Annotated in this window: 23 protein-coding genes; 6 read left to right on the top strand and 17 right to left on the bottom strand. The window is 59.3% G+C overall.

Features of this window, described 5'->3' with window-relative positions:
- Positions 1-24: 24 nt before the first annotated feature.
- From NH398_RS01095 to NH398_RS01080, 4 genes are read right to left on the bottom strand one after another with little or no spacing between them, the layout of a single operon-like run.
- Positions 25-627, bottom strand: a complete 603-nt coding sequence (locus tag NH398_RS01095) for a Maf family protein (RefSeq protein WP_253015956.1) — start codon at positions 625-627, stop codon at positions 25-27.
- Complete coding sequence (mreD, locus tag NH398_RS01090; RefSeq protein ID WP_159342582.1) at positions 620-1,108, bottom strand: rod shape-determining protein MreD; 489 nt, start codon at positions 1,106-1,108, stop codon at positions 620-622. Before mreD ends, NH398_RS01095 begins: the two co-directional genes overlap by 8 nt.
- A complete protein-coding gene (gene mreC, locus NH398_RS01085) occupies positions 1,108-2,049 on the bottom strand; it encodes a rod shape-determining protein MreC (RefSeq protein WP_253015954.1) in 942 nt (313 codons plus the stop codon). Before mreC ends, mreD begins: the two co-directional genes overlap by 1 nt.
- 23 nt (positions 2,050-2,072) lie before the next feature.
- Complete coding sequence (locus tag NH398_RS01080) at positions 2,073-3,110, bottom strand: rod shape-determining protein (RefSeq protein ID WP_018915723.1); 1,038 nt, start codon at positions 3,108-3,110, stop codon at positions 2,073-2,075.
- Between the two features lie 229 nt (positions 3,111-3,339).
- On the opposite strand from NH398_RS01080, the gene gatC reads away from it, so the two are divergent.
- The 3 genes from gatC to gatB are packed head-to-tail and all read left to right on the top strand — an operon-like array spanning position 3,340 to position 6,601.
- Positions 3,340-3,627: an Asp-tRNA(Asn)/Glu-tRNA(Gln) amidotransferase subunit GatC gene (gene gatC, locus NH398_RS01075; RefSeq protein ID WP_054641298.1), complete on the top strand. Its 288-nt coding sequence runs from the start codon at positions 3,340-3,342 to the stop codon at positions 3,625-3,627.
- Between the two features lie 59 nt (positions 3,628-3,686).
- Positions 3,687-5,147 (top strand): Asp-tRNA(Asn)/Glu-tRNA(Gln) amidotransferase subunit GatA, encoded by a 1,461-nt coding sequence (gatA, locus tag NH398_RS01070; protein ID WP_159342584.1) that lies wholly within the window; start codon positions 3,687-3,689, stop codon positions 5,145-5,147.
- Complete coding sequence (gatB, locus tag NH398_RS01065; RefSeq protein ID WP_159342585.1) at positions 5,147-6,601, top strand: Asp-tRNA(Asn)/Glu-tRNA(Gln) amidotransferase subunit GatB; 1,455 nt, start codon at positions 5,147-5,149, stop codon at positions 6,599-6,601. The genes gatA and gatB overlap by 1 nt, the downstream gene beginning before the upstream one ends.
- A 58-nt stretch (positions 6,602-6,659) precedes the next feature.
- On the opposite strand, the gene sixA is transcribed toward gatB, so the two are convergent.
- The 4 genes from sixA to NH398_RS01045 all read right to left on the bottom strand — a co-directional run bounded on the left by sixA (position 6,660) and on the right by NH398_RS01045 (position 10,729).
- The gene (gene sixA, locus NH398_RS01060; protein WP_159343774.1) at positions 6,660-7,154 is read right to left on the bottom strand and encodes a phosphohistidine phosphatase SixA; all 495 of its coding nucleotides are present in this window, start codon (positions 7,152-7,154) and stop codon (positions 6,660-6,662) included.
- Positions 7,155-7,158: 4 nt separating this feature from the next.
- Entirely contained in the window at positions 7,159-8,250 is a 1,092-nt protein-coding gene (locus NH398_RS01055) for an NAD(P)H-dependent glycerol-3-phosphate dehydrogenase (protein WP_253015952.1), read from the bottom strand.
- A gap of 128 nt (positions 8,251-8,378) precedes the next feature.
- Positions 8,379-10,283 carry a molecular chaperone HtpG gene (gene htpG, locus NH398_RS01050; protein ID WP_159342587.1) on the bottom strand — a complete coding sequence of 635 codons (1,905 nt, stop codon included), beginning with the start codon at positions 10,281-10,283 and terminating at the stop codon, positions 8,379-8,381.
- 98 nt (positions 10,284-10,381) lie between these two features.
- The gene (locus NH398_RS01045) at positions 10,382-10,729 is read right to left on the bottom strand and encodes a DUF1232 domain-containing protein (RefSeq protein WP_253015950.1); all 348 of its coding nucleotides are present in this window, start codon (positions 10,727-10,729) and stop codon (positions 10,382-10,384) included.
- Positions 10,730-10,845: 116 nt separating this feature from the next.
- Between NH398_RS01045 and NH398_RS01040 the strand changes: the two genes are divergently transcribed.
- The gene (locus tag NH398_RS01040; protein ID WP_253015948.1) at positions 10,846-12,795 is read left to right on the top strand and encodes a transglycosylase SLT domain-containing protein; all 1,950 of its coding nucleotides are present in this window, start codon (positions 10,846-10,848) and stop codon (positions 12,793-12,795) included.
- Between the two features lie 39 nt (positions 12,796-12,834).
- On the opposite strand, the gene NH398_RS01035 is transcribed toward NH398_RS01040, so the two are convergent.
- Positions 12,835-13,491: a LysE family translocator gene (locus NH398_RS01035; protein ID WP_253015947.1), complete on the bottom strand. Its 657-nt coding sequence runs from the start codon at positions 13,489-13,491 to the stop codon at positions 12,835-12,837.
- 133 nt (positions 13,492-13,624) lie between these two features.
- Here NH398_RS01035 and NH398_RS01030 point away from each other — a divergent pair, with 133 nt between their 5' ends.
- Complete coding sequence (locus NH398_RS01030) at positions 13,625-13,828, top strand: cold-shock protein (protein ID WP_044630763.1); 204 nt, start codon at positions 13,625-13,627, stop codon at positions 13,826-13,828.
- Positions 13,829-13,890: 62 nt separating this feature from the next.
- Here NH398_RS01030 and NH398_RS01025 read toward each other — a convergent pair whose 3' ends face one another.
- The 4 genes from NH398_RS01025 to NH398_RS01010 all read right to left on the bottom strand — a co-directional run bounded on the left by NH398_RS01025 (position 13,891) and on the right by NH398_RS01010 (position 18,907).
- Positions 13,891-14,682 carry a hypothetical protein gene (locus tag NH398_RS01025; RefSeq protein ID WP_253015946.1) on the bottom strand — a complete coding sequence of 264 codons (792 nt, stop codon included), beginning with the start codon at positions 14,680-14,682 and terminating at the stop codon, positions 13,891-13,893.
- 30 nt (positions 14,683-14,712) lie between these two features.
- Positions 14,713-15,672: a lipid kinase YegS gene (yegS, locus tag NH398_RS01020; RefSeq protein WP_253015945.1), complete on the bottom strand. Its 960-nt coding sequence runs from the start codon at positions 15,670-15,672 to the stop codon at positions 14,713-14,715.
- A 40-nt stretch (positions 15,673-15,712) separates the two neighbouring features.
- Positions 15,713-18,343 (bottom strand): aminopeptidase N, encoded by a 2,631-nt coding sequence (gene pepN / locus NH398_RS01015; RefSeq protein ID WP_253015944.1) that lies wholly within the window; start codon positions 18,341-18,343, stop codon positions 15,713-15,715.
- A 78-nt stretch (positions 18,344-18,421) separates the two neighbouring features.
- Positions 18,422-18,907 (bottom strand): YajQ family cyclic di-GMP-binding protein, encoded by a 486-nt coding sequence (locus NH398_RS01010; protein WP_253015943.1) that lies wholly within the window; start codon positions 18,905-18,907, stop codon positions 18,422-18,424.
- A gap of 210 nt (positions 18,908-19,117) precedes the next feature.
- Here NH398_RS01010 and cobO point away from each other — a divergent pair, with 210 nt between their 5' ends.
- On the top strand, positions 19,118-19,717 hold the full coding sequence (gene cobO / locus NH398_RS01005) for a cob(I)yrinic acid a,c-diamide adenosyltransferase (RefSeq protein WP_159342592.1): 600 nt from the start codon (positions 19,118-19,120) through the stop codon (positions 19,715-19,717).
- A gap of 52 nt (positions 19,718-19,769) precedes the next feature.
- Here cobO and NH398_RS01000 read toward each other — a convergent pair whose 3' ends face one another.
- From NH398_RS01000 to hflK, 4 genes are all read right to left on the bottom strand, one after another.
- Positions 19,770-21,065 (bottom strand): adenylosuccinate synthase, encoded by a 1,296-nt coding sequence (locus NH398_RS01000; protein ID WP_159342593.1) that lies wholly within the window; start codon positions 21,063-21,065, stop codon positions 19,770-19,772.
- Complete coding sequence (locus tag NH398_RS00995; protein ID WP_159342594.1) at positions 21,065-22,258, bottom strand: ATP phosphoribosyltransferase regulatory subunit; 1,194 nt, start codon at positions 22,256-22,258, stop codon at positions 21,065-21,067. Before NH398_RS00995 ends, NH398_RS01000 begins: the two co-directional genes overlap by 1 nt.
- Positions 22,259-22,445: 187 nt before the next feature.
- Positions 22,446-23,330 carry a protease modulator HflC gene (gene hflC / locus NH398_RS00990; protein WP_159342595.1) on the bottom strand — a complete coding sequence of 295 codons (885 nt, stop codon included), beginning with the start codon at positions 23,328-23,330 and terminating at the stop codon, positions 22,446-22,448.
- Entirely contained in the window at positions 23,331-24,605 is a 1,275-nt protein-coding gene (gene hflK, locus NH398_RS00985; protein WP_159342596.1) for an FtsH protease activity modulator HflK, read from the bottom strand. It lies immediately after the preceding gene.
- Between the last annotated feature and the right edge of the window lie 26 nt (positions 24,606-24,631).

Raw genomic sequence — 24,631 nt, 5'->3', positions numbered from 1 at the left:
GCGCAGCGGGCGATGAGTCGGTGGTTACGAGGGATAACGGCCCGCCCAAACGGGAACCCCTTGCTGGCGAAGCAAGCGCGTGGTTTCAAAGAGTGGCAGCCCCACGACGGCGGAATGACTGCCCTGTATGCGTTCGATAAAGATAGCCGCCAGCCCCTGAATGGCATACCCGCCGGCTTTGTCGGCCGGCTCCCCGGTCTGCCAGTAGCACGCGATCTCCTCTGCCGTTAACGCGCGCATGGTGACCTCGGTGGTCACACAGCAAGAGAGTATACCCCGAGGCCCGCTGACCGCTACTGCCGTCAGCACGTGATGGGTACGACCTGACAGTTGGGACAGCATGTTGGCTGCATGCTGCTGATCGACCGGCTTGCCTAAAATTGCCCCGTCGACGACGACGGCCGTGTCCGACCCTAGCACGGGTAGCGTGGTTTTCCCCATTGCAGCCTGAGCTTTGGCCACCGCCAACCGCTCTACGTACGCTGCCGGCGTCTCCCCTTCCCAGGGCGTTTCGTCGATATTACTGGGCATGACGCTGACAGATACGCCAATCGATGCCAACAGCGATTGGCGCCGCGGAGAGGCAGAGGCCAAACAGAGGACGGGAGGCGAGGCTACGTCACGCATTGGCGATTCGCCGTTCGATGGCTTTGAACATCGTAGAGAGCCACGGCCAGAGCAGCGCACTCACCAATGATGGGATCAAGAACGAGAGATGAATCGAAAAGTCGCCGGTCAATGTACGCAGCCACTGCTCGATGAGCTGCACCAACCCTAACAGCACCAGCACCAACACCGACTGCTGAACGAGCGAGTACGCACGAAATCGGGGATAGACCAGTGCTGCCAAAAAGGCCAGCAACGACAAAATGAGCGCGTGTTGGCCAAGCGCGGTGCCTTCGATGAGATCCATCAACAGCCCCAACACGAAGCCATGAAAGACCCCGACTCTATCCGGGGCACGCATGCACCAGTAGATGAGCATCAGCCCAATCCACTCGGGACGGAACACCTGCCATCCATCGGCTAGCGGCATGACCTGCAAACACAAGGCCAACACCAAACTCATCCATACCACCACCAGCGGTACTATCGGCGCACGCGCCATCAGCGCTCCTCCTCTACGAGTGGGGTCGCTGGCTGGCCAAGCCGCTGAGCGGCATGGAGGGCATCGGCTGAAATATCCATGGACTCATCCCAAATAGGCGCATCCAGTTCTTCACGGGGGGGCGGAAAAAGCAGCAAAAAGTGGCGTGACCGCTGGAGCTGGGCCGAAGGTTCGGCCACCACGCGGGCAAACGGCTGGCCGGGGTCGTGGTACACCTCGGTCACACGCGCCACCGGATAGCCCGGCGGAAAACGCCCCGCCAGGCCAGATGTCGTCAGCAGGTCGCCGACGCGGATATCGGCCGTATCCGGCACGTGAAGCACGTTCACACTGCCGTAGCGCCCGGTCCCTTGTACGATGAAACGCAGCCCATTGCGATTGACCTGAACCGGTAAGGCATGGCTGGCATCGGCAAGCAGCAGGATACGGCTGGAGTATGCCGACACGGCCGTCACTTGTCCCACGAGGCCCGATGCATCGATCACGGGCTGCCCCACATAGACACCGTTGCGGTGTCCACGATCGACCACCATTTGGTGGCTAAAGGGATCATTGTCCAGCGACAAGAGCTCCGCCGTAATATAGGGGATGTCGCGACGCTCGGCAGCGCCAAGCAACTGGCGCAGCTCCGTATTTTCGGCAGTCAAGTTCGCCAAGCGCTGACCACGATGAGAGAGCGTCAATAGTTGCTCGCGCAAGCGACGGTTTTCATCCACCAGCGCCTGCTGATCAGAGAGGGCTAGCGCCCCCCAGTTCAGCAGGTCGCTGGGCACGCTAACCACCCACTGAATGGGCGCAACGATCGTGGTCATTTGGGCACGCACATCTTCCATACGTGTAAAGCGGTGGTCGACAAACATCAACGCGCTTGCCGCCAGCACACAGAAGAATAGCCGGTAACCGGGTAGCGGCCCGTGTGAAAACAGCGGTTTAATAGGCAATCCCCCGCGATAAACCGCTGCGATCAGTCGCTCGACAGCAACTCAAAGGTGTGCTGATCGATCATTTCCAGCGCCTTACCGCCCCCACGCGCAACACAGGTCAGCGGATCTTCTGCCACGATCACCGGCAGGCCGGTCTCTTCAGCGATCAGCTTGTCCAGGTCACGCAGCAGCGCGCCGCCGCCGGTCAGTACCAAGCCACGCTCGGCGATATCCGATGCCAGTTCAGGCGGTGACTGTTCGAGAGCACTCTTCACGGCGGCCACGATGGAGCCAAGCGTCTCTTGCAGTGCTTCGAGAATTTCATGGGAGTTCAGCGTGAAGCTGCGCGGAATGCCTTCGGCGAGGTTACGACCACGCACGTCAATCTCGCGCAGCTCGCCACCTGGGTAGGCGCAGCCAATCTCTTCTTTGATACGCTCGGCGGTGGCTTCACCAATCAGGCTGCCGTAGTGACGGCGCACGTACGCGGTGATCGCCTCATCAAAACGGTCACCGCCTACGCGGATCGACTCTGAGTACACGACGCCATTGAGCGAAATGATCGCGATTTCCGTGGTACCACCACCGATGTCTACGACCATCGAGCCCTGTGCCTCTTCCACCGGCAGCCCGGCACCGATCGCGGCCGCCATCGGCTCCTCGATCAGGAAGACTTCGCGGGCACCTGCCCCCTCTGCCGATTCACGGATAGCACGACGCTCGACCTGGGTCGACATGCACGGCACACACACCAAAACGCGAGGGCTGGGCGTGAGGAACGTGCTCTGGTGCACCTTACGGATGAAGTGCTGCAGCATCTGCTCGGTAACGGTGAAGTCGGCAATGACGCCGTCTTTCATCGGGCGAATAGCCGTAATGTTGCCAGGCGTGCGGCCAAGCATACGTTTCGCATCGGCACCGACCGACGCGACGCTACGCATGTTGCCAGACTGGCGGATGGCGACTACGGACGGTTCATCAAGCACGATGCCACGACCGCGTACATAAATCAGTGTGTTGGCCGTACCCAAGTCGATCGATAGATCGCTGGAAAACAGCCCCCTCAAACGTTTGAACATGGATGTTGTTACCTAGTGCAGACCGGGAACCCTGTGCGGATGCAAACGGTATCACCGCAACCCCTTGGCAGCAAGCACGAGTCGTGCCGAACACTGCCCGTCAGGGCCATTATGTGGTACCTTTTGCGGCTATTTTCCACGTCTGCTCCGTCAGACGAATTTAAGATGACCGTATGTATACCGCTTAAAGCGAAATATGTTCCATCACGATTGCGAGGAAACCTCGATCATGGCGCTTGAAGAATCTCATGTGCGCCGGGCCGCACACTTGGCCCGACTCGCCGTTAGCGATGACCAAGCCAGTGGCTTTGTCGACGATCTCAGCCGCATTCTGGACATGGTCGACCAGCTCCAGAGCCTGGACACCGAGGGCGTCGCGCCGCTGTCTCACCCCTTGGATGCGACGCAGCGCCTGCGCGCCGACGAAGTCACGGAAACCAACCAGCGCGACACGTTCCAGCGCTGCGCCCCGGCAGTGGAAAACGGCCTCTATTTGGTCCCGCGTGTGGTCGAGTAACCCACCCACGTCGCTCGTTTCCGCTTATTTTATTCGCCCCTGAACGGAGCTTCCGGGTCATGCATGATAAAACCGTAACGCAGCTTGCCGCCGCCCTCGCCAGCGGCGAACTCTCCAGCCGCGAGCTGACTTCGCACTTTTTACAGCGTATTGAGCGAGCCGACGGCCAGCTCAATAGCTTCATCACCGTCACTGCCGAGCAGGCACTCCGCCACGCCGACGCCGCCGACAAAGCGCGCGCTAGTGGCACAGCGGGCAAACTGACCGGCATCCCACTGGCACTCAAGGACATTTTCTGCACCCAAGGCGTGAAAACCAGCTGTGGCTCCAAGATGCTCGATAATTTCATCGCGCCTTACGATGCCACCGTGGTAGAGAAACTGAGCGCTGCGGGCATCATCAGCCTGGGCAAAACCAATATGGATGAGTTCGCCATGGGCTCTTCCAATGAAAACAGCCACTACGGTGCGGTCAAAAACCCCTGGGACCTGTCTGCAGTGCCTGGCGGCAGCTCCGGCGGCAGCGCAGCAGCCGTGGCCGCGGGCCTTGCACCGGCAGCCATGGGCACCGACACCGGTGGCTCCATCCGCCAACCGGCGGCGTTCTGCGGCATTACCGGCCTGAAGCCCACCTACGGGCGCGTGTCCCGTTACGGCATGATCGCCTATGCCTCCAGTCTCGACCAAGCAGGCCCCATGGCGCGCACCGCTGAAGACTGCGCGCACCTGATGAACGTGATTGCCGGTCACGATGTCCGTGACTCCACCAGCGTCGCCCGTGGCGTGCCGGACTACACCGAGTCTCTGAACGCGCCGCTGTCTGGCCTTAAAATCGGCCTGCCGACAGAGTACTTTGGCGACGGTTTGGACCCCGAGGTCGAGAAAGCCGTTCGTGACGCGGTGAAAGTGTATGAGTCGCTGGGTGCCACGGTGCGCGAAGTCAGCCTGCCGCATACGCACTACGCGATTCCGGCTTACTACGTCATCGCCCCTGCCGAAGCGTCCTCGAACCTGTCACGCTTCGACGGCGTACGTTTTGGTCATCGTTGCGATGCGCCTGCGGACTTGGTCGACCTCTACACCCGTTCGCGGGCAGAAGGGTTTGGTGAAGAGGTGAAACGCCGCATTCTGATCGGCACCCACACGCTATCGGAAGGCTTCTTCGACGCTTATTACACCAAAGCGCAGAAAGTGCGCCGCCTGATTCGTCAAGATTTCCTCGACGCCTTTGAGGATGTCGATGTACTGATGGGCCCGGCTTCCCCGACGCCTGCCTTCGACCTGGGTGCCAAGAAAGACCCGGTCTCCATGTATTTGCAAGACATCTACACCATCGCCGTCAACCTGGCAGGCATCCCTGGCATCAGCGTTCCCGCTGGCTTTGCCGGTGGCCGCCCGGTAGGCCTGCAGATTCTGGGCACCCACTTTGCCGAAGCGCAGCTGCTCAACGTGGCCCACCAGTTCCAACAAGCGACCGACTGGCACCTTCAACTGCCCGCCTTTGCCGAGGAGAACGCCTAATGCAATGGGAAACCGTGATCGGGCTGGAAGTCCACGTTCAGCTCGCAACGCGCTCTAAGATTTTTTCCGGCGCCTCCACCGCGTTTGGCGCCGAGCCGAACACCCAGGCCTGCGCCGTCGACTTGGGCCTGCCGGGGGTTCTGCCGGTGCTCAATGAGCAGGCCGTGGCCATGGCCGTACAGTTTGGTCTCGCCGTGCACGCCGAGATCCCCGAGGTCTCGGTATTCGATCGCAAAAACTACTTCTACCCGGATTTGCCCAAGGGCTATCAAACCAGCCAGATGTACCACCCCATCGTCGGCGCGGGTGAAGTAGAGATCACTCTGGATGACGACACCACCAAGCGGATTCGCATCCACCACGCCCACCTGGAAGAGGACGCCGGCAAGTCGCTGCACGAAGACTTCCACGGCATGACGGGCATCGACCTGAACCGGGCCGGCACGCCGCTGCTGGAGATCGTCTCCGAGCCGGACATGCGCAGCGCCAAAGAAGCCGCCGCCTACCTCAAAGCGATCCACTCCATCGTGACCTACCTGGGCATTTCCGACGGGAACATGGCCGAAGGCTCGATGCGCTGTGACGTCAACGTGTCGGTGCGCCCCAAAGGGCAAGAGGCGTTCGGGACTCGTGCAGAAATTAAAAACGTTAACTCGTTCCGTTTTGTGGAGCGCGCCATTGCGTTCGAAGTCGAACGCCAGATCGAGCTGATCGAAGATGGCGGCCACGTAGTGCAAGAGACTCGTCTATTCGACCCCGAGCGCGACGAAACCCGCAGCATGCGCACCAAGGAAGAAGCCAACGACTACCGCTACTTCCCCTGCCCCGACCTGCTGCCGGTGGTGTTGGATCAAGCCTACCTGGATCACCTGCGTAGCCAACTGCCGGAACTGCCCGCCGATAAACGCGCCCGCTTCCAGAACGAACTGGGCCTATCGGCGTACGACGCCAACGTACTCTCGGCCAGCCGCGAAATGGCGGAATTTTTCGAAGAAGTACATCGCGTCTGCGGCGACGCCAAGCAGGCGGCCAACTGGGTTCAGGGTGAGCTTTCCGGCGCGCTGAACCGGGAAAATCTGAGCATTCAAAACAGTCCGGTATCCGCCCAGCAGCTGGGTGAGCTGATTGGCCGTGTGCTGGACGACACCATCAACGGCAAAGCCGCCAAGCAGGTCTTCCAAGCGCTATGGAACGGCCAGGGCGAGAGCGCAGATGCCGTCATCGAGGCCAAAGGCCTAAAACAGGTGACCGACACCGGCGCGATTGAAGCGATGATCGATCAGGTCATTGCCGAAAGCCCGGCACAGGTCGCGCAGTACCGTGACTCCGAGCCGGAGAAACGCGGCAAGATGATTGGCTACTTCGTGGGCCAAGTGATGAAAGCCTCACGCGGCACCGCCAACCCCCAGCAGGTCAACGGCTTGCTGAAAGAGAAATTGGATGCGCTGCTCTAAATGACACGGCCATCGTCCAACAGCGGCTGCTTCGGCAGCCGCTTTTTTTTGGCTCACACTAGGTGAGCTGACTGGGCTGCGTAAAACGCTTGAGCTGAGCGCAACCTGCCGCCCAAACGTCCGCCTCCAACTCGGCGATGGCTGCAGTGGGAAAACCGACGCCTTGGCTCGGCGCTCCTTCGACCAATAGGCCAGCCAAGTCGCCTACCAACGGCATGTGGCTGACCAGCATGATCGGCGTGTCGAAAGGATGGTTGAGCAGCCACTCGCTCACATCGCCGGGCGGGTCTTCCGGAGTAATGAAGGGCAGCGTATTGAGCGGCGCCCCCAGAGCATCGCTGATGCGCTGGGCGGTTTGCTGTGCTCGCACATAGGGGCTGGCGTAGAGTGTCGGCCGCGCCAGCTCGCCCTGCTCGATACGCGATGCCAGCCAGCGTGCCATCGTCTCCGCCTCGCGTTCGCCGCGCGGCGTGAGTGGGCGGGCGTGATCAGGGAAGCCGGGGGCGGCTTCACCATGCCGCATGATCAGTACGCTATTGAAAGAATCCTGCATGCCGCTATTCATGGCGACCTCCGCTGTCTTGCTGATCCTGATGCGCCTGCTCACGATGCGCCTGCTGAACCGCTTCTCGGGGCAGGATAAACTCCACGTCGCTGCTCTGCTCTCCCAGCATGAGCGTACCCGCCATCTCCTGCGCAGGCACGCCATCGAAAAGCACGCGATTTAAACCTTCCGCCAACGGCATATAAACACCCAGTTCCCGGGCTTTGGCGCAGACCAGCTTGACGGTATTGACCCCCTCGGCCACCTGCCCTAACGCGGCTACCGCCTGCTCTAGCGCAAGCCCCGTGCCCAGCGCATGGCCGACGCGATAGTTGCGCGATAGGTTAGACGAACAGGTCACGATCAGATCGCCAACGCCCGCCAACCCCAAAAAGGTCATGGGATTGGCCCCCTGGGCAACGGCGAAGCGGCTCATCTCGGCCAGGGCACGGGTCATCAGCATACTACGGGTGTTTTCCCCCATCCCCAACGCCGCCGCCATGCCTGCCGCAATGGCATAAATATTCTTTAGCGCACCGCCCAGCTCGACTCCATGGCGATCATTGCTGGCGTAGACCCGGAAGTAGCGGCAACCCAGCACTTTCTGCACCCGCGTGCGCGTCAGCGCATCAGCACTGGCAATCACCGTGGCGGTCAGCTGCTTGTCGGCGATCTCAGAGGCCAGATTAGGGCCGGCGATGACGCCGATATGAGGAAAGCCGGTCTCTTGCTCCAGCACCTGGCTCATCAGTAAAAAGCTATCCTGCTCGATCCCTTTGGTGGTACTGACCAGAATTTGCTCGGGCGTCAGCCAGGGTTTGGCCGCTTGCACCACGGCGCGAAACGCTTTCGACGGGATGGCAATCAGCACTAGTTCAGCGCCCGTCAGCACCGTTTTCAAATCGGTCGATGCCGTTACGGCTGGATTGATCGCATAGTCGGGCAGGTAGCGCCCGTTGCGATGCTCCTGATTGATCTGCGCGACCAGCGCGTCATCGCGCATCCATTGACGCACGTTAGCGCCGTTGTCGGCAGCGATACTGGCCAGCGCGGTGCCAAAACTCCCGCCCCCCAACACCGCGACATTACTTTGCTGCTCTGCCATAGCCATGTCCTGAAGTTCTTCTACGTAATGGTGGGCCTGCTCACCACCCATTTTGATAAGCACGACCTTAACAAAACAAGCGGCCCGCTTGGTAAACCAAGCGGGCCGCCATTGACGAGCTTAAGGCATTAGGCCGTCAACACGCTATTGAGGCGCTTCACGTAGGCCGCCGGGTCGTCCAGATGACCGCCCTCGGCGATGATCGCCTGATCCAGCAAAATATGGGCTAGCTGGCCGAACAGGTCGCCTTGCGCATTTTCCAAACGCGCCACCAGGGCATGGTTGGGGTTGAGCTCAAGAATGGGCTTCACGTCCGGCAATTTCTGACCGGCCGCTTCCATGATACGACGCATCTGATAGCCCATTTCGTGCTCGGGCAGCACCACGCAAGCAGGGGAATCGGTGAGACGATGAGTGATTTTCACCTCTTGAACACCGTCGCTTAGCGCTTCTTTGACGCGCTTCACGAGATCTTCCTTCGCCTTGGCCGTCTCTTCCTGCGCTTTTTTCTCGGCTTCGTCTTCGACATCTCCGAGATCCAGCTCGCCTTTCGCCACATCGGCAAACGACTTACCGTCAAATTCCGTCAAATGGCTCATCAGCCACTCGTCGATGCGGTCAGAGAGCAGCAGCACCTCAATGCCTTTCTTGCGGAAGATCTCCAGATGCGGGCTGTTCTTCGCAGCGTTGAAGCTATCCGCCACCACGTAGTAGATCTTCTTCTGCCCCTCTTTCATACGCTCGACGTAATCGGCCAGCGAGTGCTCTTGCGTGGCGGTATCAGTATGGGTAGAGGCAAAACGCAGAAGGCCGGCGACTTTCTCGCGGTTAGCGAAGTCTTCACCCGGCCCCTCTTTCAGCACGCTGCCAAAGGTGTTCCAGAACGTTTGATACTGCTCGCTATCCTTGGACAGCTTCTTGAGCATGTCCAGCGCGCGCTTGGTGAGCGCCCCTTTGATCTTGTCGACCTTGGGATCTTGCTGCAGCAGCTCCCGGGAGACGTTCAACGACAAATCACGCGTATCCAGCACCCCTTTGATGAAGCGCAGGTAGAGCGGCAGGAACTGCTCGGCATCGTCCATGATGAAGACGCGCTGCACGTAGAGCTTGACGCCACGAGAGCCGTCACGGTCGAACATATCGAACGGCGCACGGCCCGGCACGTAAAGCAGGCTGGTGTACTCGAGCTTGCCCTCGACCTTATTGTGACTCCAGGTGAGCGGGTCGCTGAAGTCGTGGGCAACGTGCTTGTAGAACGCCTTGTATTCGTCGTCGGTGACCTCGCTCTTGGGGCGAGCCCACAGCGCGGTGGCCTCGTTGACGGTTTCCCACGTCGTCACTTCGCTACCTTCGATCTCGTTACCGTCGTCATCCTTGGCGGTTTCGACTTTGGGCATGCGCACCGGCACTTCGATGTGGTCAGAGTACTTGCGAACCAAGCTTTGCAGGCGGTAGTCGTCGGCGAACTCTTTTGCATCGTCTTTCAAATGCAGGGTGATTTCCGTGCCATGAACGTCACGCTCGATATCGGCAACGGTAAACTCGCCTTCGCCTTTGGAGCGCCACTCGACGCCTTCCGATGCGGCCGTGCCCGCTTTACGGGTACGTACGGCCACTTCGTCGGCCACGATGAAACCGGAATAGAAACCAACCCCGAACTGACCGATCAGCTTGGCGTCTTTTTGCTGCTCGCCGGAGAGCTGCTTCAGGAATTCTGCCGTGCCTGAACGCGCAATGGTGCCCAAGTTGGCAATGACGTCTTCGCGGTTCATGCCAATGCCATTATCACGCAGCGTAATGGTGTTGGCGTCGCGGTCGTGCTCGATCTCGATACGCAGCTCGCTGTCGCCCTCGTAGAGCGCGTCGTTGTCGAGCGCGGCGTAGCGTAGCTTGTCGCAGGCGTCTGCGGCGTTGGAAATCAACTCACGCAGGAAAATCTCCCGGTTGGAGTACAGGGAGTGGATCATCAGGTTTAGGAGCTGCTTAACTTCCGTTTGAAAGCCAAGAGTTTCTTCGTGGGTCGCCGTGGTCATGCGCTTAGCCCTCATTGATCACATGTTGCTTAACGCCCCTGCCTATCGGCAGGAGCAGAGAAGATGGTGAGATCAATATGGGGATAAGCGAAGGGATTTCAAGAAGGTGTATGCGAAGAAGCGCCGGCGGCTGTGCTTTCAGACTTCCAGGCGCGGTAGTCGGCCAAGTGCATATCGACGCGGTTCAGTAACCAGCCCACGATCAAGACATCATCGACCACGCCCAGCAGCATCAAGAAGTCGGGAATCAAATCGAACGGCATGACCAGATACGCCAGCGCCAATGCCATGGTGCCAAACGCAGACCAAGGAATCGGCCTGAAGTCGCCCTTCAGCACATCGCGAGTCATCGGCAAAAAGAGTGTTAGCGCGCGGGCAATACGCTTCACCGCCCAAACACGCGTTTTTAGTCGACGAAACAGTCCCCAAGCGGATAATCGTGCCATCGTATCGAATCCTCCAAGTGTCACGATTGTCAGAACACCATCTGTCCGTATAGTTCACTTGTCCGTATAGTTCACAATTGCGCCTTTTACCCCAACAGCGAGCAAGAGGGAGTGCCATGCCGGCTACGCCATTTCGTTCTACCCTTCGCACTCTGTGCGCAGCGGTCATCATCGGCTTGCCCACCGGTGCCTGGGCGGCGTCCGATGAGGCCATGCGCGATGCGCTGAACGCCGCTCGCCAGCAGCAGTGGCAACACATCGATGAGCGCGCCATCGAAGGGCACGTTCTCAGCGGCTACGTGGCGTATCACCGATTACGCAACCAGTTGCCCAACGTGGCCGCCAGCCAAGTACTGCAATTCATCGATCAGTATGCGGACTCCCCCCTATCGGAGTGGATGCGCGGCCAGGCAATTGCCAATTATGGTCATGCGGGACGCTACGGCGATCTACTCACCGTCGCCGATGGCGAGCCCGCCGGAACCGCGCGCCAGTGTTACTACTACACCGCGCTACTCGACCGCGAGCCAGAGCGCTCACGCCAGGCGGGCTTGGCCCTGTGGCGGGTGGGCAGTTCGCAACCGGACGCCTGTGACCCACTGTTCGACCGTTTACGGGCCGATGGCACGATCGATGCGACGGCCATCTGGGAGCGTAAGATGCTGGCCTGGCAAGCGGGCGAAACACGGCTGAGCAACTATTTGGGTGGACTGCTTAGCAACCAGTGGCAAACGGCCCTCGACACGGTGGAGACGGTGAGCAACACTCCCAGCGCCATCACGAGCGCACCCACCTGCCTAGGCCCAGAGTGCAGAGCCACGGCAGCGTTTTACCAGGCCGCCATGCAGCGCCTGACCCGGGACGACACGCCTGCTGCTTTCGCCGCCTGGCAACAGCTCTCGCCTCGCTTGAACCTGACGCCGTCAGAGCGCCAAGTCATCGATGAAGAGCTCGCGTTTTACGCCCTCGTGCGCGAGGTACCTGGCACGCTGGCGTGGGTGGATAGCGTCTTGCCCTCGCTCGACAGCGAGCGTGTGTTGGAGCTACGGGTGCGGCGCGCCCTGGCGGACCGTCAGTGGACCGACGTCATGCACTGGATTGCTGAAATGCCCGAGAGCCAGCAAACGAGCAGCCGCTGGCAGTATTGGCTGGGCCGTGCCAACGAGCAGCTCGGCAATCGCGACGCAGCCGCAGCGCGTTATCAGCAAGCGGCCACTGATCGCAGTTTCTATGGCTTCGCCGCCGCCGATAAAATCGGTCAGCCGTATCGGCTCAACCACGAGCGCCATCACTTCGATGACACTACCCGGGAGCAGACGGCACGGCTACCGGTCGTACAGCGGACCGAGGCATTGCTGCGAATCGGTGAAGAGGGACTGGCGAATAGCGAGTGGCTCTATGCCGTTCAACAGGGCACGCCCCAGCAAGCCCGCGCCCTGGCCGACTACGCCGCCCATCAGCAGTGGTACGCCCGCTTGGTGCAAACCACCATTGCAGGCGAGATGTGGGACACACTGGAGTGGCGCTTCCCCCCCGCCTATCGGGAGAGCTTCATGCAGTGGGGCCAGCAGACCGGTGTGGACCCCTACCTACTCATGGCCATTACGCGTCGTGAAAGCGCTTACAACCCGGTGGCGCTATCGCCTGCCGGAGCACGTGGCTTGATGCAATTGATGCCTGGCACGGCCACACAGGTGAGCCGCCAATTAGGGCTGAACGACCCTGGCCCATACGGCGTGCTGGAACCAGAACTCAACATTCGCCTAGGAAGCACCTATTTGCGCGACAAGCTCAACCGCTACCGGGGCAACCGTCTCGCCGCCACGGCCGCTTATAACGCAGGCCCTGGCCGAGTCGACCAGTGGCTGGGCACCCACAGCATGGAGTCGTTCGACCTTTTCGTGGAGAGCATTCCGTTTCGCGAAACACGCGATTACGTCCAGGCGGTGCTGAGCTATCGCGTCATTTTTGAGAGCTTAGCCAATGGCGGCAGCAGCGAAGGAGTGTCGCTACTCAACGAAACTGAGCAGGCCGTGCGCTACGACCGGGCCCTCGTACAGCGCTAACCCTTACCTACCCGTTTTGCTACCCCCCACAACGCCCGGTTATACCGGGCGTTGTTCTAGGGCGAGTCGCACGCCAAAAACCACCAACACCGCGCCGGTGGCCGCATTCAAGGTTTGCGCAAAGCGTGCGCTGGCCAGCCATTTACTCGCCCCACCGACCATGAGCACGACGCTGATTTGCCAAATATTGGCAATCACGAAGTGCACGCCTGCCAACCAAAGCGACTTGATCAGCGCAGGGTCACTGGGCGCGATGAACTGTGGCAAAAACGCCATGTAGAACACCACGGTTTTGGGGTTCAGCACATTCGACAGTAGCCCCTCTTTGATCGGTTGCCAGAGCGGTACCGACACCGCCTCATTCATTACGCCCTTCACCGGAAGCGGCGTTCCTCGGCGGGCTGCCAATAGGCTCGTGACCCCTAGCCAAATCAAATACGCCGCCCCTGCCAACTTCAGCATGTTGAACGCCCAGGCCGACTGCAACAAAATGAAGGAGATACCCAATGCCGAGACGGTGGCATGAACGAACAAACCACAGCAAATGGCCACGCTCGTCGCAATACCGTCGCGAATGCCGCCCCGTGCGGTATTACGAATCACTAAAAGCGTATCGACGCCGGGACTTATCGAGAGCAGCGTGATCGCCACCACGAAGGGAATGAACTGCGCGTCGATCAGGTTGAGTTCCATCATGAACTTGGCTCGCTGAGTGATAAAGAATCTTAACCACGTCACTGGACGTGCTGATTATTTGCTTCTAAAGTGGATTTGGCAGGTCGGCACTGAGCCTCCTGCTCAATCATTAAGCACGTTAAGGATATGAACGATGGCAACTGGCACTGTCAAGTGGTTCAACGACACCAAAGGTTACGGCTTCATCTCTCCCGATGACGGCGGTGACGATCTCTTTGCCCACTTCTCCGAAATTCAAGCTGAAGGTTTTAAGACCCTGCAAGATGGTCAGAAAGTCAGCTTCGAGGTGACTCAGGGTAAAAAAGGCCTTCAGGCTTCCAACATTCGCGTTGCGTAACTCGCACCGAATGGATAAAGGCCCGCCGATGCGGGCCTTTTTTATTGTTGAGATGTTAGTGCTTAGGACGATGTATCTCTCGTGACGTCCGTAGGACTTTCGGCCTCTTGTTCGTCGCTATCGCCCTCGTCAGAACGCTCTTCCAGGCGCTGATCGTCGCCGAGATCGCGATGTTGTCGCTCGTCCGTTTCCAGCGTCGCGCCATTCAGGGGTTCCTCGTTCTCCAGTGCCTGGAACTGCTCCTCTAAACGCTGCTGGGCTTCTTCGAACTGACGCTCGGTATCTTCGATGAGCGCATCCACATCCCGAGCTTCCAATTCACCTTCTAGTGGGGAGCTCTCGGACAGGTTACTATCGCGCTCCCAGCTTGGCTCGATTGGATCGCTCTCCATGGGGGTCAGCTCAGGAGACTGCTGTTCGATTTCTTGGAACTGCTGCTCCAACTGGCGCTGCGCCTCTTCGAAACGACGTTCGGTCTCAGCGATCACGTCGTCTACGTCTGAACGGGTCGTTTCACCGGGCATCGCGCTGGCTTCGTCCAGAGCTTCATCAGGATCGGCGGCGAGGGTCTCTTCGTCTGCCTGTAAAGCCTCCGATGTCGATGCATTGGCGTCGGACGGCGCGTCGTCTCCGTCATCGGCTTGTTCTGGTGCGTCAGACGCTGGTTGCGCTTCGCTTTCGTCGTCCACCTGCGTGGGGGAAGGCGTTACGCTATCGCCACTCTCATCAGGCTCGCTGGCCTGCTCGGCAGCGTTCTCCTCAGGCAGGACGTTAGCCTCCTCTTGGCTATCGCCACAGGCGCTCAATAAAAGCGCCAAACTGGCCAATAGCGGCATCCATACACGGTACGTCATCGAGTGATGCTCCTTAACGAGTCAAATTCATTAGTGGCGGTCGTGGGCGGAGAGCAGCGTGCAGTCTTCTGGCAGCAGCACTTTCAACGCCAGGGGAACGACTTCCGCGCTAAATCGCTCGTAGCGCTTGGCTTCACCATCCAGCGTCAGCGGCCAGGGTTCATCATCGGGCTGAGTCGTGACGGTCAGTTGGCTAGCGGTAAAGTAGCGCACATAGCGCCCTTCTGCCGGAAACTGCTGAAGCTCGCCGAGCAGCGCTGGTAGTTCCGTCACCGAGTGAAAATCCTTCACCAGCAGCACGTCCAACCGACCATCATCGAGCTTGGCACGGGGAGCCAGGACCTGCCCACCCCCAGACTGCCGCCCGTTGCCCAGCGCCAGCAGCAACAGCGACGCTGCCTGCTCATGGTCGCTCCAGTGCAGCGTGCCGCGATAACTGCGATGTCGCCACGCCTTGAGCGCGCCCATCAACGAGTAGGCTCCGCCTCCCAACATGCGCTTCAACGTCTTGGGCGTGGACGACGTGATTTCCGCGCCGAAACCGCCGGTGGTCATGTTGACGTAATAGCACACCGACTGTTCACCACCAGCCTCTGCCGTCATGCGGATGACATCGATTGGCGCCGGTGATAACTCCAGGGCAGCCGTTAGCGCTTGATCCGGCTCCAAAGGCAGGCCCACCGATGTGGCAAAGTCATTAGCGCTGCCCAGCGGCACGACACCCAGGGCAGGACGATGGTCGTGGGGCAGGCGCATGAGGCCGTTGACCACTTCGTTGACTGTACCATCGCCACCGCAGGCGATGACGCGCGTTGCCCCCAAATCCGGGGCTTGCGCCGCAAACTCGGCGGCATCACCGCCCTCCCACGTCGCCCGCACGATAATGGGCGTCCCTGCCTTGCGCTGCGCCTCGACGGCGTCGCGTAGCGCCGGATTTCCGGCAGACTTACCGTTGATAATCAGTAAATAACACTGCTGTGAATCTGTCACCGGCGACGTCCCTCTCCATGGTTAATTCACTGGCTACACCTTATGCCAGCGCTTTTTCGACGACCTCGTACACATTGGACGATAGCGGCTCTCGTTTGATCCGTTCGAGTTCGGCCCGCATGAGCTGCTGGCGTGTTTCATCGAACCGCTGCCAACGGGTCAAGGGGGTAATCAACCGCGCCGCGATTTCAGGGTTGAGTCGGTTGAGTTCGATCACCGCATTCGCCAGTAGCGCATACCCTTTGCCATCCAGACGGTGGAAGTTGACCCGGTTTTGCGCAAAGGCGCCAATCAAAGCACGCACCTTGTTGGGGTTCTTCATAGAGAACGCGGGGTGTTGCATCAAGTACTCCACGCGCTCCAATACGTCGGGCTGCGGGCGCGATACCTGAATCGTGAACCACTGATCCATCACCAGCGGATCGTGGGCCCAGGTTTCCCCGAAGGCTTTCAAAGCAGGCGTCGACACGTCGTCACGATCACTGTGAACGAGCAGCGTCAGCGCGTGGCGCACATCGGTCATGTTGTGGTCAGCGGCAAACTGCGCTTCACACAGCGCCACGCTCTCTTCGTCTTCGATGGACATCAGATATGAGAGCGCCACGTTTTTGAGACTGCGCTGCGCAATTTGTTCAGGCGTCGGGGCGTAGGGGGCTTCACTACCGTTCGCTTTATAGACGGCAAGAAACTCATCGCGCAGCGCCAGCGCCAGGGATTGGCGCACGAACTCGCGGGCAGCGTGAATGGCATCTACGTCTACGATTGGCTGCTGTTCGGCGATATAGGCTTCCGAAGGCAGTGTCAGCATTTCGGCCAGTACCGCTTTATCGTCCATGGAAGAGGTCAAAAGCGTACGGAACGCGTCGACTACCCGGCCATCCATCACTTTTTCGACGCCGTTACGATGGGCCGCAATCAGATCATCCAATGCCAGCATCGCTAATCGCTGACCCGCATCCCAACGGTTAAAACCATCGCTATCGTGGGTCAACAGAAATGCCAAGTCTTCACGGGAGTACGGGTAGTGCAGCTTCACCGGTGCGGAAAAATCGCGCAGTAGCGACGGCACGGGCGCCTCGGCCACTTCCGTGAAGATGAAGGTCTGCTCATCGTCGGTCAGGTGAATGACCGCGTCTTTCCCGATCTTATTGCCGTCGAGCGTGAGCGTTAAGTCCTGACCGGATTTGGTGCCCACCAAGCCCATGCGTACCGGAATGTGCAGCGGCTGTTTGTCCGGCTGTCCGGGCGTGGCTGGCGTGCGCTGACGTAGCGTCAAATGGTACTCGGCATTGGCATAGTCGTACTCACCGTGGGCATCGATTTCCGGCGTGCCTGCCTGGGAGTACCAGCGCATGAACTGGCTTAAATCGTTGTCCGATACCTCGGCCATGCAGCCCACGAAGTCTTCGATCGTCACGGCCTGCCCGTCAAAGCGCTCGAAATAGAGATCCGAGCCACGGCGGAAGGCCTCCCACCCCAGCAGGTTACGGAGCATGCGCACCACTTCTGCCCCTTTTTCATAGATGGTCAGGGTGTAGAAGTTGGTGATTTCGATGTAGTGATCCGGACGAATCGGATGTGCCGTAGGCCCTGCGTCTTCGGCAAACTGGGCGGTGCGGAAAAACGACACGTCTTGGATACGTTTGACGGGCGCTGAATTGGTATCTGCAGAGAAACACTGATCGCGGAACACCGTGAAGCCCTCTTTTAGCGAGAGCTGGAACCAGTCGCGGCAGGTAACGCGATTCCCCGACCAGTTGTGGAAATACTCGTGGGCAACGATCCCCTCGACGTTTTGAAACGCCGCATCGGTGGCAGTCTTGGGATGCGTTAGCACGGCGGCAGAGTTGAAGATATTTAACCCTTTGTTCTCCATCGCGCCCATGTTGAAATCGTTCACCGCCACGATCATGAACAGGTCCAGATCGTACTCACGGCCATACGTCTCTTCATCCCAGCGCATGGCTCGCTTGAGTGAGGCCATGGCATGGTCGGTTTTGTCGAGATTCTCTTCTTCTACCCAGAGCTGCAGCGTCACATCGCGGCCACTCATGGTCGTGAAGTGGTCTTCGACTTTCTTCAAATCGCCTGCCACCAGCGCAAACAGGTAGCAGGGCTTGGGATGCGGATCTTCCCAGGTCACGAAGTGTCGACCGCCCTCTAGCTGGCCCTGCGCGATTGGGTTGCCGTTGGCAAGCAGTACCGGCTCTTTGTGTGCATCACCGATGACCGTGACCTTGAACGTGGCCATGACATCGGGGCGATCCGGGTAATAGGTGATGCGGCGAAAACCCTCCGCTTCACACTGGGTGCAGTACATGCCGTTCGACTGGTAAAGCCCTTCCAGGGCCGTATTGCTGCTGGGCGATATCGCAACGTCGCTTTCTAGCGTAAAGGTCGCCGGTACGTGGGCAATCGTTAGCGTTTCGTCGGTGAGCTGGTAATCGGTGTCGCTCAATGCCTGCCCATCGATGGCAAGCGCGCGCAGCGATAGGTGCTCGCCATTGAGCACCAGCGGTGCAGCGGCGTCGGCGCTTGGGTGGCGCTGCATGGTCAGGCGTGCTTTCACACGGGTCTCGGTGGGGTCAAGATCAAACGTCAGCTCGGTATGGGTCACGTGGTAGGCGGGCGGCTGGTAGTCGCTTAAATAAACCGGCTGCGGATCAGACATAGTGCGAAACTCCTGTAAGCTTTTCAGTAATCGAGTAGCGCAAACGCTGCGCTACTCAGTGAACATTTCTTATGATCGTCAATCGCGGAAGTTGTCGAACTGCAGCGGCAAGTCGGGCCCCTCTTCACCGCGCAGCAGCGCCATAACGCTCTGCAGGTCATCGCGCTTTTTGCCCGTTACGCGCACTTTTTCACCCTGAATCTGAGCCTGCACCTTCAACTTGCTGGCTTTGATGCGCTTGACCACGTCTTTGGCTTCAGCTTGGTCGAGCCCCTGCTTTAACACCACCTCTTGACGCGCCTTGACGCCCGACAGCACAGCCTCTTTGACATCCATGCAACGCGCATCGATACCGCGAGCAATCAGGCGGTTACGCAATACGTCCAGCATTTGCTTGAGCTGAAAATCCACCTCGGCCTCGAGCTGTACTTTATCGCCTTCCAACGCGAAGCTGGCATCGACGCCTTTGAAGTCGAAGCGTGACTGCACTTCACGATTGGCTTGGTCCACCGCATTGGCGGCTTCGTGCTGGTCGAACTCTGACACAATATCAAATGAAGGCATGACAATGTTCCTGACAAGACATGACCCACCATTCTAGAGCAGCAAGCACCCAACCGGCCAATTCTCTTGGCAAAAGCTGCACATAAACTCTGCAAGGCCGCTGCAGAGCGCCTAAAAAGTTATACAAATACGTTTTAGGGCGATGTTAAATTGTGCATCTCTGGCGTAACCTGCTGACTTACCCCTGACGCCTTTCAACGAGGAGAGACAATGAGTGATCGCGATGCCCGCCATAAAGCGTCCATGGAAAAGCTCAAAGCAAGAGTGGACGAAAAAGTCGCCAACGCCACCGAACAGCGCGGTCTGCTGCTGATCAACACGGGGAACGGCAAAGGCAAAACCACCGCCGCGTGGGGCACTGTCACCCGCGCGCTGGGCTATGGATACAAAGTGGGCGTGGTGCAGTTCATCAAAGGGCTGTGGGAGTGTGGTGAGCGCAATCGGCTAGAAGACGATCCCCATTTGAGCGTCGCCATCATGGCAACCGGCTTTACCTGGGATACCCAAAACCGCGAAGCCGATACCGCAGCCTGCCAGGAGGTTTGGCAAGAGGCGCAACGAATGTTGGCAGATCCAGAAACCTATTTGGTGGTACTAGACGAGATTACCTACATGCTGAAATTTGGCTATCTCGACATCGCCACCGTCAAACAGGCGTTGCTGGATCGACCTCGGGAACAAACGGTCATCATCACTGGACGCAATGCCCACCGCGAGCTGGTCGCCATGGCAGACACGGTGACCGACATGCAGGAGGTCCGCCACGCCTTCAACAACGGGCTTCAAGCTCGACGCGGCATCGATTTCTAGCCACGAAAAAGGGCGGCCAAGCCGCCCTTTGGATATCGCATGAAGGGCTGACTTACCCTTCGAACGGGTTGCGCAGTACGATCGTTTCGACGCGGTCTGGGCCGGTCGAAATGATGTCGATGCTGGTACCCACCTGCTCTTCGAGGAAGCTGATATACGCACGGGCATTGGCGGGCAGGTCTTCCACCTTCTTCGCCCCCAGCGTGGACTCTTTCCAGCCCGGCAGGTCGTGATAGAGAGGCTCTACGGCTTCGTAGCCTTCTGAGTCCACCGGATTATCCAGCACGTCGCCATCTTTGCTGCGGTAGCCAACGCAGACACGGATGTTTTCCAAACCGTCCAGCACGTCCAGTTTGGTCAGGCAGATACCGGAGACAGAGTTGATTTGTACCGCATGACGTAGTGCGACTGCATCGAACCAGCCACAGCGACGCGGACGCCCCGTGGTCGCGCCAAACTCGTGCCCACGTTCGGCCAGATGACGTCCGTGGTCGTCAAACAGCTCGGTGGGGAAAGGGCCAGAGCCCACACGGGTGGTATAGGCTTTGGTAATACCCAGCACGTAGTCCAGGTAGAGCGGACCGACACCAGAACCAGTCGCCGTACCACCCGCGGTGGTGTTCGAACTGGTCACATAGGGGTAGGTACCGTGATCGATATCCAGCAGCGAGCCTTGGGCACCTTCGAACAGAATGTTCTCGCCCGCTTTACGCAGATCGTGCACCATGCTCACCGTATCGCTGACCATGGGGCGCAGCTCTTCGGCCATCTGCATGGCGCTGTCCAGCACTTCCTGGAAATCGACCGCCTGCTCGCCGTGGTAATTCACCAGCACGAAGTTGTGGTAATCGAGCACTTCGCCCAGTTTGGACGCGAAACGCTCACGGTGGAGCATATCCCCCAACCGCAGACCACGACGTGCGACCTTGTCCTCGTACGCCGGGCCAATGCCGCGACCAGTGGTGCCGATCTTGGCCACGCCACGCGCCTTCTCACGGGCTTGGTCGAGACGCACGTGATAAGGCAAGATCAGCGGACACGCTGGCGAGAGACGCAGACGCTCACGTACGGGAACGCCCTTCGCTTCCAGCTCGCGAATCTCTTTGATCAGCGCTTCCGGTGACAGCACCACACCGTTACCAATCACGCAGGTTTTTCCCGGGCGCAATACACCCGAGGGGATCAGGTGAAGAACGGTTTTCTCACCGTCGATGACCAGCGTGTGACCCGCATTGTGACCGCCTTGGAAGCGCACGACGGCAGACGCGGATTCGGTGAGCAGGTCAACGATCTTGCCTTTGCCTTCATCGCCCCATTGGGTACCCAGGACTACGACATTCTTACCCATTATGCACTCGTCTCTTGTGTCAGGGCCGTTGTCTGCCAACGACCATCGATAAACTCAAGACGGCGGTCACAGCTGTGCTCCGCCGGCCCAGTACGCTGCCCAGGCAGCGCTTGAATTACGCGTTCACCCTGCTCACGCAGCGCCACAATGGCAGCGTTAAGCGACTCTTCTTCTTGGGCAGGCGCCCAAATTGCACCCCGGCTGGGTGACGCCAGCGCCAGCGATGCCAGTTGTTTCAGATCCATCGAGAAGCCGGTGGCTGGCCGCGCACGGCCAAACGCACGACCGGTATCATCATAGCGCCCGCCCTTGGCCAGCGCATGGCCGTAACCCGGCACGTAGGCCGCGAACATCATGCCCGTGTGATACTGATAACCACGCAGCTCCGCTAGATCAAAATAGAGCGAGACGTCGAAGCGTGCCAGGACGCCCTTATAAAGCGATTCGAGCTGATCTAGCGCAGCCGTGACAGGTGCAGGCGCCCCGGCAAAACGTTCGCGCGCTTCACTCAGCACGCTAGCATCACCGTGCAACTCGCCCAGTGCCATCAGCATATCCGCCAGCACGGGATCGCTGACACTGGCATTTACCTGCTCGGCCAGCTGCCCCGGTGATTTAAGCGCCAGCGCTTCGAACAGCGCGCGCTCTTGCTCGGCGTTGAGAGCCGCCGCTTCCACGAGACTGCGGTAAATACCGATATGACCCAGCGCCAAGTGGATCTCGTTGGCACCTGCTGCGTGGAGACTGGCCAGCGCCAAATGGATGATTTCACTGTCAGCTTCGAGCCCAGCATGACCAAACAGCTCTACCCCAACCTGCACGGGGCTTCGGCCACCCTGATGCTGATCGGCTTTTGCACGCAGCACGTTGGTGCAGTAACACAGACGCACGGGGCCTTGGCGTTTGAGGGAGTGAGCGTCCATACGTGCGACTTGGGGCGTCACATCGGCAGATGCGCCCATCATGCGGCCCGTCAGTTGGTCGGTCAGCTTGAACGTTTGAAGGTCGAGGTCCGTGCCGGTACCTGTCAGCAAGGAGTCCAGAAACTCCACCGGCGGCGGCATTACCTGGTCGTAGCCCCAGCAATGGTAAAGATCGAGCAGCGCACGGCGCAGCTCTTCCATGCGGCTTGCCTGAGGCGGCAGCACCTCATCCATGCCGTCGGGCAATAGCCAGCGGTCAGCGATGGTCATGTGAACAATCCTGCGAGACGATGAAGGCCCTTTCTAACGACACCACCCACCGCCTTACCGGGCGCTGTGTGGAACGTTCACGAAACGAGGGCCACAAAAAAACCGGGCGACGCCCGGTAGATAAAGTCTATCACGTTTATGCGCGAGGTGAACCCCGCCAAGCGCAGTGCTTGACGGGGTTGGCGCATTACTCGGCGCTGTCGGGAACGGCGCTGCGTAGATAGCGGAAGAAGTCGCTATCCGGCTCGAGCACCAGCAGGTTACCGTCGCCAGCGAAGCTTTCGCGGTAGGCGTTCAGGCTGCGCCAGAAGGCGAAGAACTCCTGATCCTGGCTATAAGCTTCCGAGAAGATCGCAGCCGCTTCGGCATCGCCTTCACCGCGCAGGGTTTCGGCACGCTCGTTCGCTTGGGCCAACAGTACCTGACGGCGGCGATCGGCATTCGCCCGAATCCGCTCGGCCTCTTCCTGACCCTGAGCACGCCACTCACGGGCTTCACGCTCACGCTCTGAGCGCATACGCTCGAAGACTGCTGCCGATACGTCTTCGGGCAGGTCGATACGCTTGATACGAATATCGCGAATCGCCACGCCCAGCTCTTCACGCATCAGCTGGTCCAGCTCTTCGGTGGGTCCGGTCATCAGGTCATCACGGCGCTCGGCGATGATTTCCTGAAGGTTCAAACGACCGAATTCGTTACGCAGACTCTCATCCACTCGCGGCTGAATTAGGCGAATCGCCATCATTTCATCGCCAGCGGTGGCCTCGTAGTAGCGAGTCGGGTTAACGACCTGCCACTTGACGTAAGAGTCGACGATGACCGCCTTTTGCTCAAGGGTCAAATAACGGCTGGTATCCGTATCCAGCGTCAGAAGGCGAACGTCGAATTTGCGAATGGTCTGCGCAATCGGAATTTTCGCATGCAGGCCGGGCTGAATATTCTCTTCGATGACCTCACCAAAGCGCAGTTTCACCGCGCGCTCGGTTTCATCCACGACATACAGACTGTTACTCGCCAGCCACGCCACGGCGGCCAAACCACCTACGATAAGCAGGGATCGATTATTAATCATTTAGCGGCCCTCCCTGCGAATGGGGTTATTGCTCGATGACGACGATGAGGAAGCGTTGCTTTGGCTACCGCGCAGCGACTCCAGCACGCGCGGGTCGATCGCATCGCTGTTGCTGTCGCTACCGTCATCGCTCGTTGAGCGGCTGTCATTACCGCTGTTACCGCGCATCTGATCGAGCGGCAAATACATCAACGGCGCATTTTCACTCACGTCCAAAAGGACTTTTGGCGTTCCACCGAAGACTTCTTCGATGGCATCCAGGTACATACGCTCACGCATGATCTCAGGTGCGTTGCGATACTCGGTCAGTAGCGCGTTGAAGCGGTTGGCTTGACCCTGCGCTTCTGCCACGACCGACTCACGATACCCCTGCCCCTGCTCGACGATACGCTGCGCCTGACCCTGTGCGGCCGGGATGATCGCGTTGGCATACGCCATACCTTCGTTGATCGTCCGCTGACGATCTTCGCGGGCACGAATAACGTCATCGAAAGCATCGATGACGGGCGCAGGCGCCGACGTGGATTCGATGTTGATGGTTTGTAGACGAATACCGGCGCCGTAGGCATCCAGATACGTTTGCAGACGGCTCGCGACGGAGCTACCGAGTATCTCACGACCAGAGGTCAAGATATCGATCATGTCCGTACCACCAACCACGTGACGCAGCGCCGAGTCCAGGGCATTCTCGATGGAGAGCGCTGGATCACGAACGTTCAGCACAAAATCACGCGGATTGGCGACCTGGTACTGGGCAGAAATTTCCACTTCGACGATGTTTTCGTCACGCGTCAGCATGGACTGAGTCTGAGAAACAGAGCGTACGCGCGTCACGTTGACCATGCGCACGTCATCGATGAGCGGCGGATTCCACTGAAGGCCCGGCTCGACGATGCCCTGGTACTCGCCAAAACGCAGCACGACGCCACGCTCCGACTGGTCCACGAGGTAGAAGCCCGAGGCTCCCCAGATGGCCAGCGCCACGATGAGCAGAAGACCGGGCAGTGCAAAAGAGTTACGCGGCTTGCCGCCGCCACTCTTGCCGCTGCCACCGCCGCCGCTCTTCTTGCCGCTGCCACCCAGCATGCCGTTGAGCTTGTCTTGGAACTTTTTCAGCGCCTCATCCAAGTCAGGTGGCCCCTGGTTGTTGCCACCATTATTGCCGCCGTTGTTTCCACCACCATTGTTCCCACCGCGATCACCGCCGTTACCACGTCGGCCGCCACCGCTCCAGGGGTCGTGCTGGTTGCCACCACCGGGCTCATTCCAGGCCATACTTCGTCTCCACTAAGGTGTTCACC

It is taken from the genome of Halomonas sp. CnH100-B (assembly GCF_024124605.1).
Lineage (GTDB): Bacteria > Pseudomonadota > Gammaproteobacteria > Pseudomonadales > Halomonadaceae > Vreelandella.
Note: the sequence above shows the minus strand (reverse complement) of the source record. Positions and strands in the feature narration are given on the sequence as shown.

Excerpts from the sequence above, each read along its gene's own strand:
- cobO (WP_159342592.1), top strand. The coding sequence starts at position 19,118 with ATGAGTGATCGCGATGCCCGCCATAAAGCGTCCATGGAAAAGCTCAAA.
- NH398_RS01055 (WP_253015952.1), bottom strand. The coding sequence starts at position 8,250 with ATGGCAGAGCAGCAAAGTAATGTCGCGGTGTTGGGGGGCGGGAGTTTT.
- NH398_RS01040 (WP_253015948.1), top strand. The coding sequence starts at position 10,846 with ATGCCGGCTACGCCATTTCGTTCTACCCTTCGCACTCTGTGCGCAGCG.
- htpG (WP_159342587.1), bottom strand. The coding sequence starts at position 10,283 with ATGACCACGGCGACCCACGAAGAAACTCTTGGCTTTCAAACGGAAGTT.
- pepN (WP_253015944.1), bottom strand. The coding sequence starts at position 18,343 with ATGTCTGATCCGCAGCCGGTTTATTTAAGCGACTACCAGCCGCCCGCC.
- NH398_RS01000 (WP_159342593.1), bottom strand. The coding sequence starts at position 21,065 with ATGGGTAAGAATGTCGTAGTCCTGGGTACCCAATGGGGCGATGAAGGC.
- gatA (WP_159342584.1), top strand. The coding sequence starts at position 3,687 with ATGCATGATAAAACCGTAACGCAGCTTGCCGCCGCCCTCGCCAGCGGC.
- gatC (WP_054641298.1), top strand. The coding sequence starts at position 3,340 with ATGGCGCTTGAAGAATCTCATGTGCGCCGGGCCGCACACTTGGCCCGA.
- NH398_RS01045 (WP_253015950.1), bottom strand. The coding sequence starts at position 10,729 with ATGGCACGATTATCCGCTTGGGGACTGTTTCGTCGACTAAAAACGCGT.
- NH398_RS01035 (WP_253015947.1), bottom strand. The coding sequence starts at position 13,491 with ATGATGGAACTCAACCTGATCGACGCGCAGTTCATTCCCTTCGTGGTG.
- NH398_RS01095 (WP_253015956.1), bottom strand. The coding sequence starts at position 627 with ATGCGTGACGTAGCCTCGCCTCCCGTCCTCTGTTTGGCCTCTGCCTCT.
- NH398_RS01030 (WP_044630763.1), top strand. The coding sequence starts at position 13,625 with ATGGCAACTGGCACTGTCAAGTGGTTCAACGACACCAAAGGTTACGGC.
- NH398_RS01025 (WP_253015946.1), bottom strand. The coding sequence starts at position 14,682 with ATGACGTACCGTGTATGGATGCCGCTATTGGCCAGTTTGGCGCTTTTA.
- NH398_RS00995 (WP_159342594.1), bottom strand. The coding sequence starts at position 22,258 with ATGACCATCGCTGACCGCTGGCTATTGCCCGACGGCATGGATGAGGTG.
- sixA (WP_159343774.1), bottom strand. The coding sequence starts at position 7,154 with ATGCAGGATTCTTTCAATAGCGTACTGATCATGCGGCATGGTGAAGCC.
- NH398_RS01010 (WP_253015943.1), bottom strand. The coding sequence starts at position 18,907 with ATGCCTTCATTTGATATTGTGTCAGAGTTCGACCAGCACGAAGCCGCC.
- hflK (WP_159342596.1), bottom strand. The coding sequence starts at position 24,605 with ATGGCCTGGAATGAGCCCGGTGGTGGCAACCAGCACGACCCCTGGAGC.
- NH398_RS01080 (WP_018915723.1), bottom strand. The coding sequence starts at position 3,110 with ATGTTCAAACGTTTGAGGGGGCTGTTTTCCAGCGATCTATCGATCGAC.
- hflC (WP_159342595.1), bottom strand. The coding sequence starts at position 23,330 with ATGATTAATAATCGATCCCTGCTTATCGTAGGTGGTTTGGCCGCCGTG.
- mreD (WP_159342582.1), bottom strand. The coding sequence starts at position 1,108 with ATGGCGCGTGCGCCGATAGTACCGCTGGTGGTGGTATGGATGAGTTTG.
- gatB (WP_159342585.1), top strand. The coding sequence starts at position 5,147 with ATGCAATGGGAAACCGTGATCGGGCTGGAAGTCCACGTTCAGCTCGCA.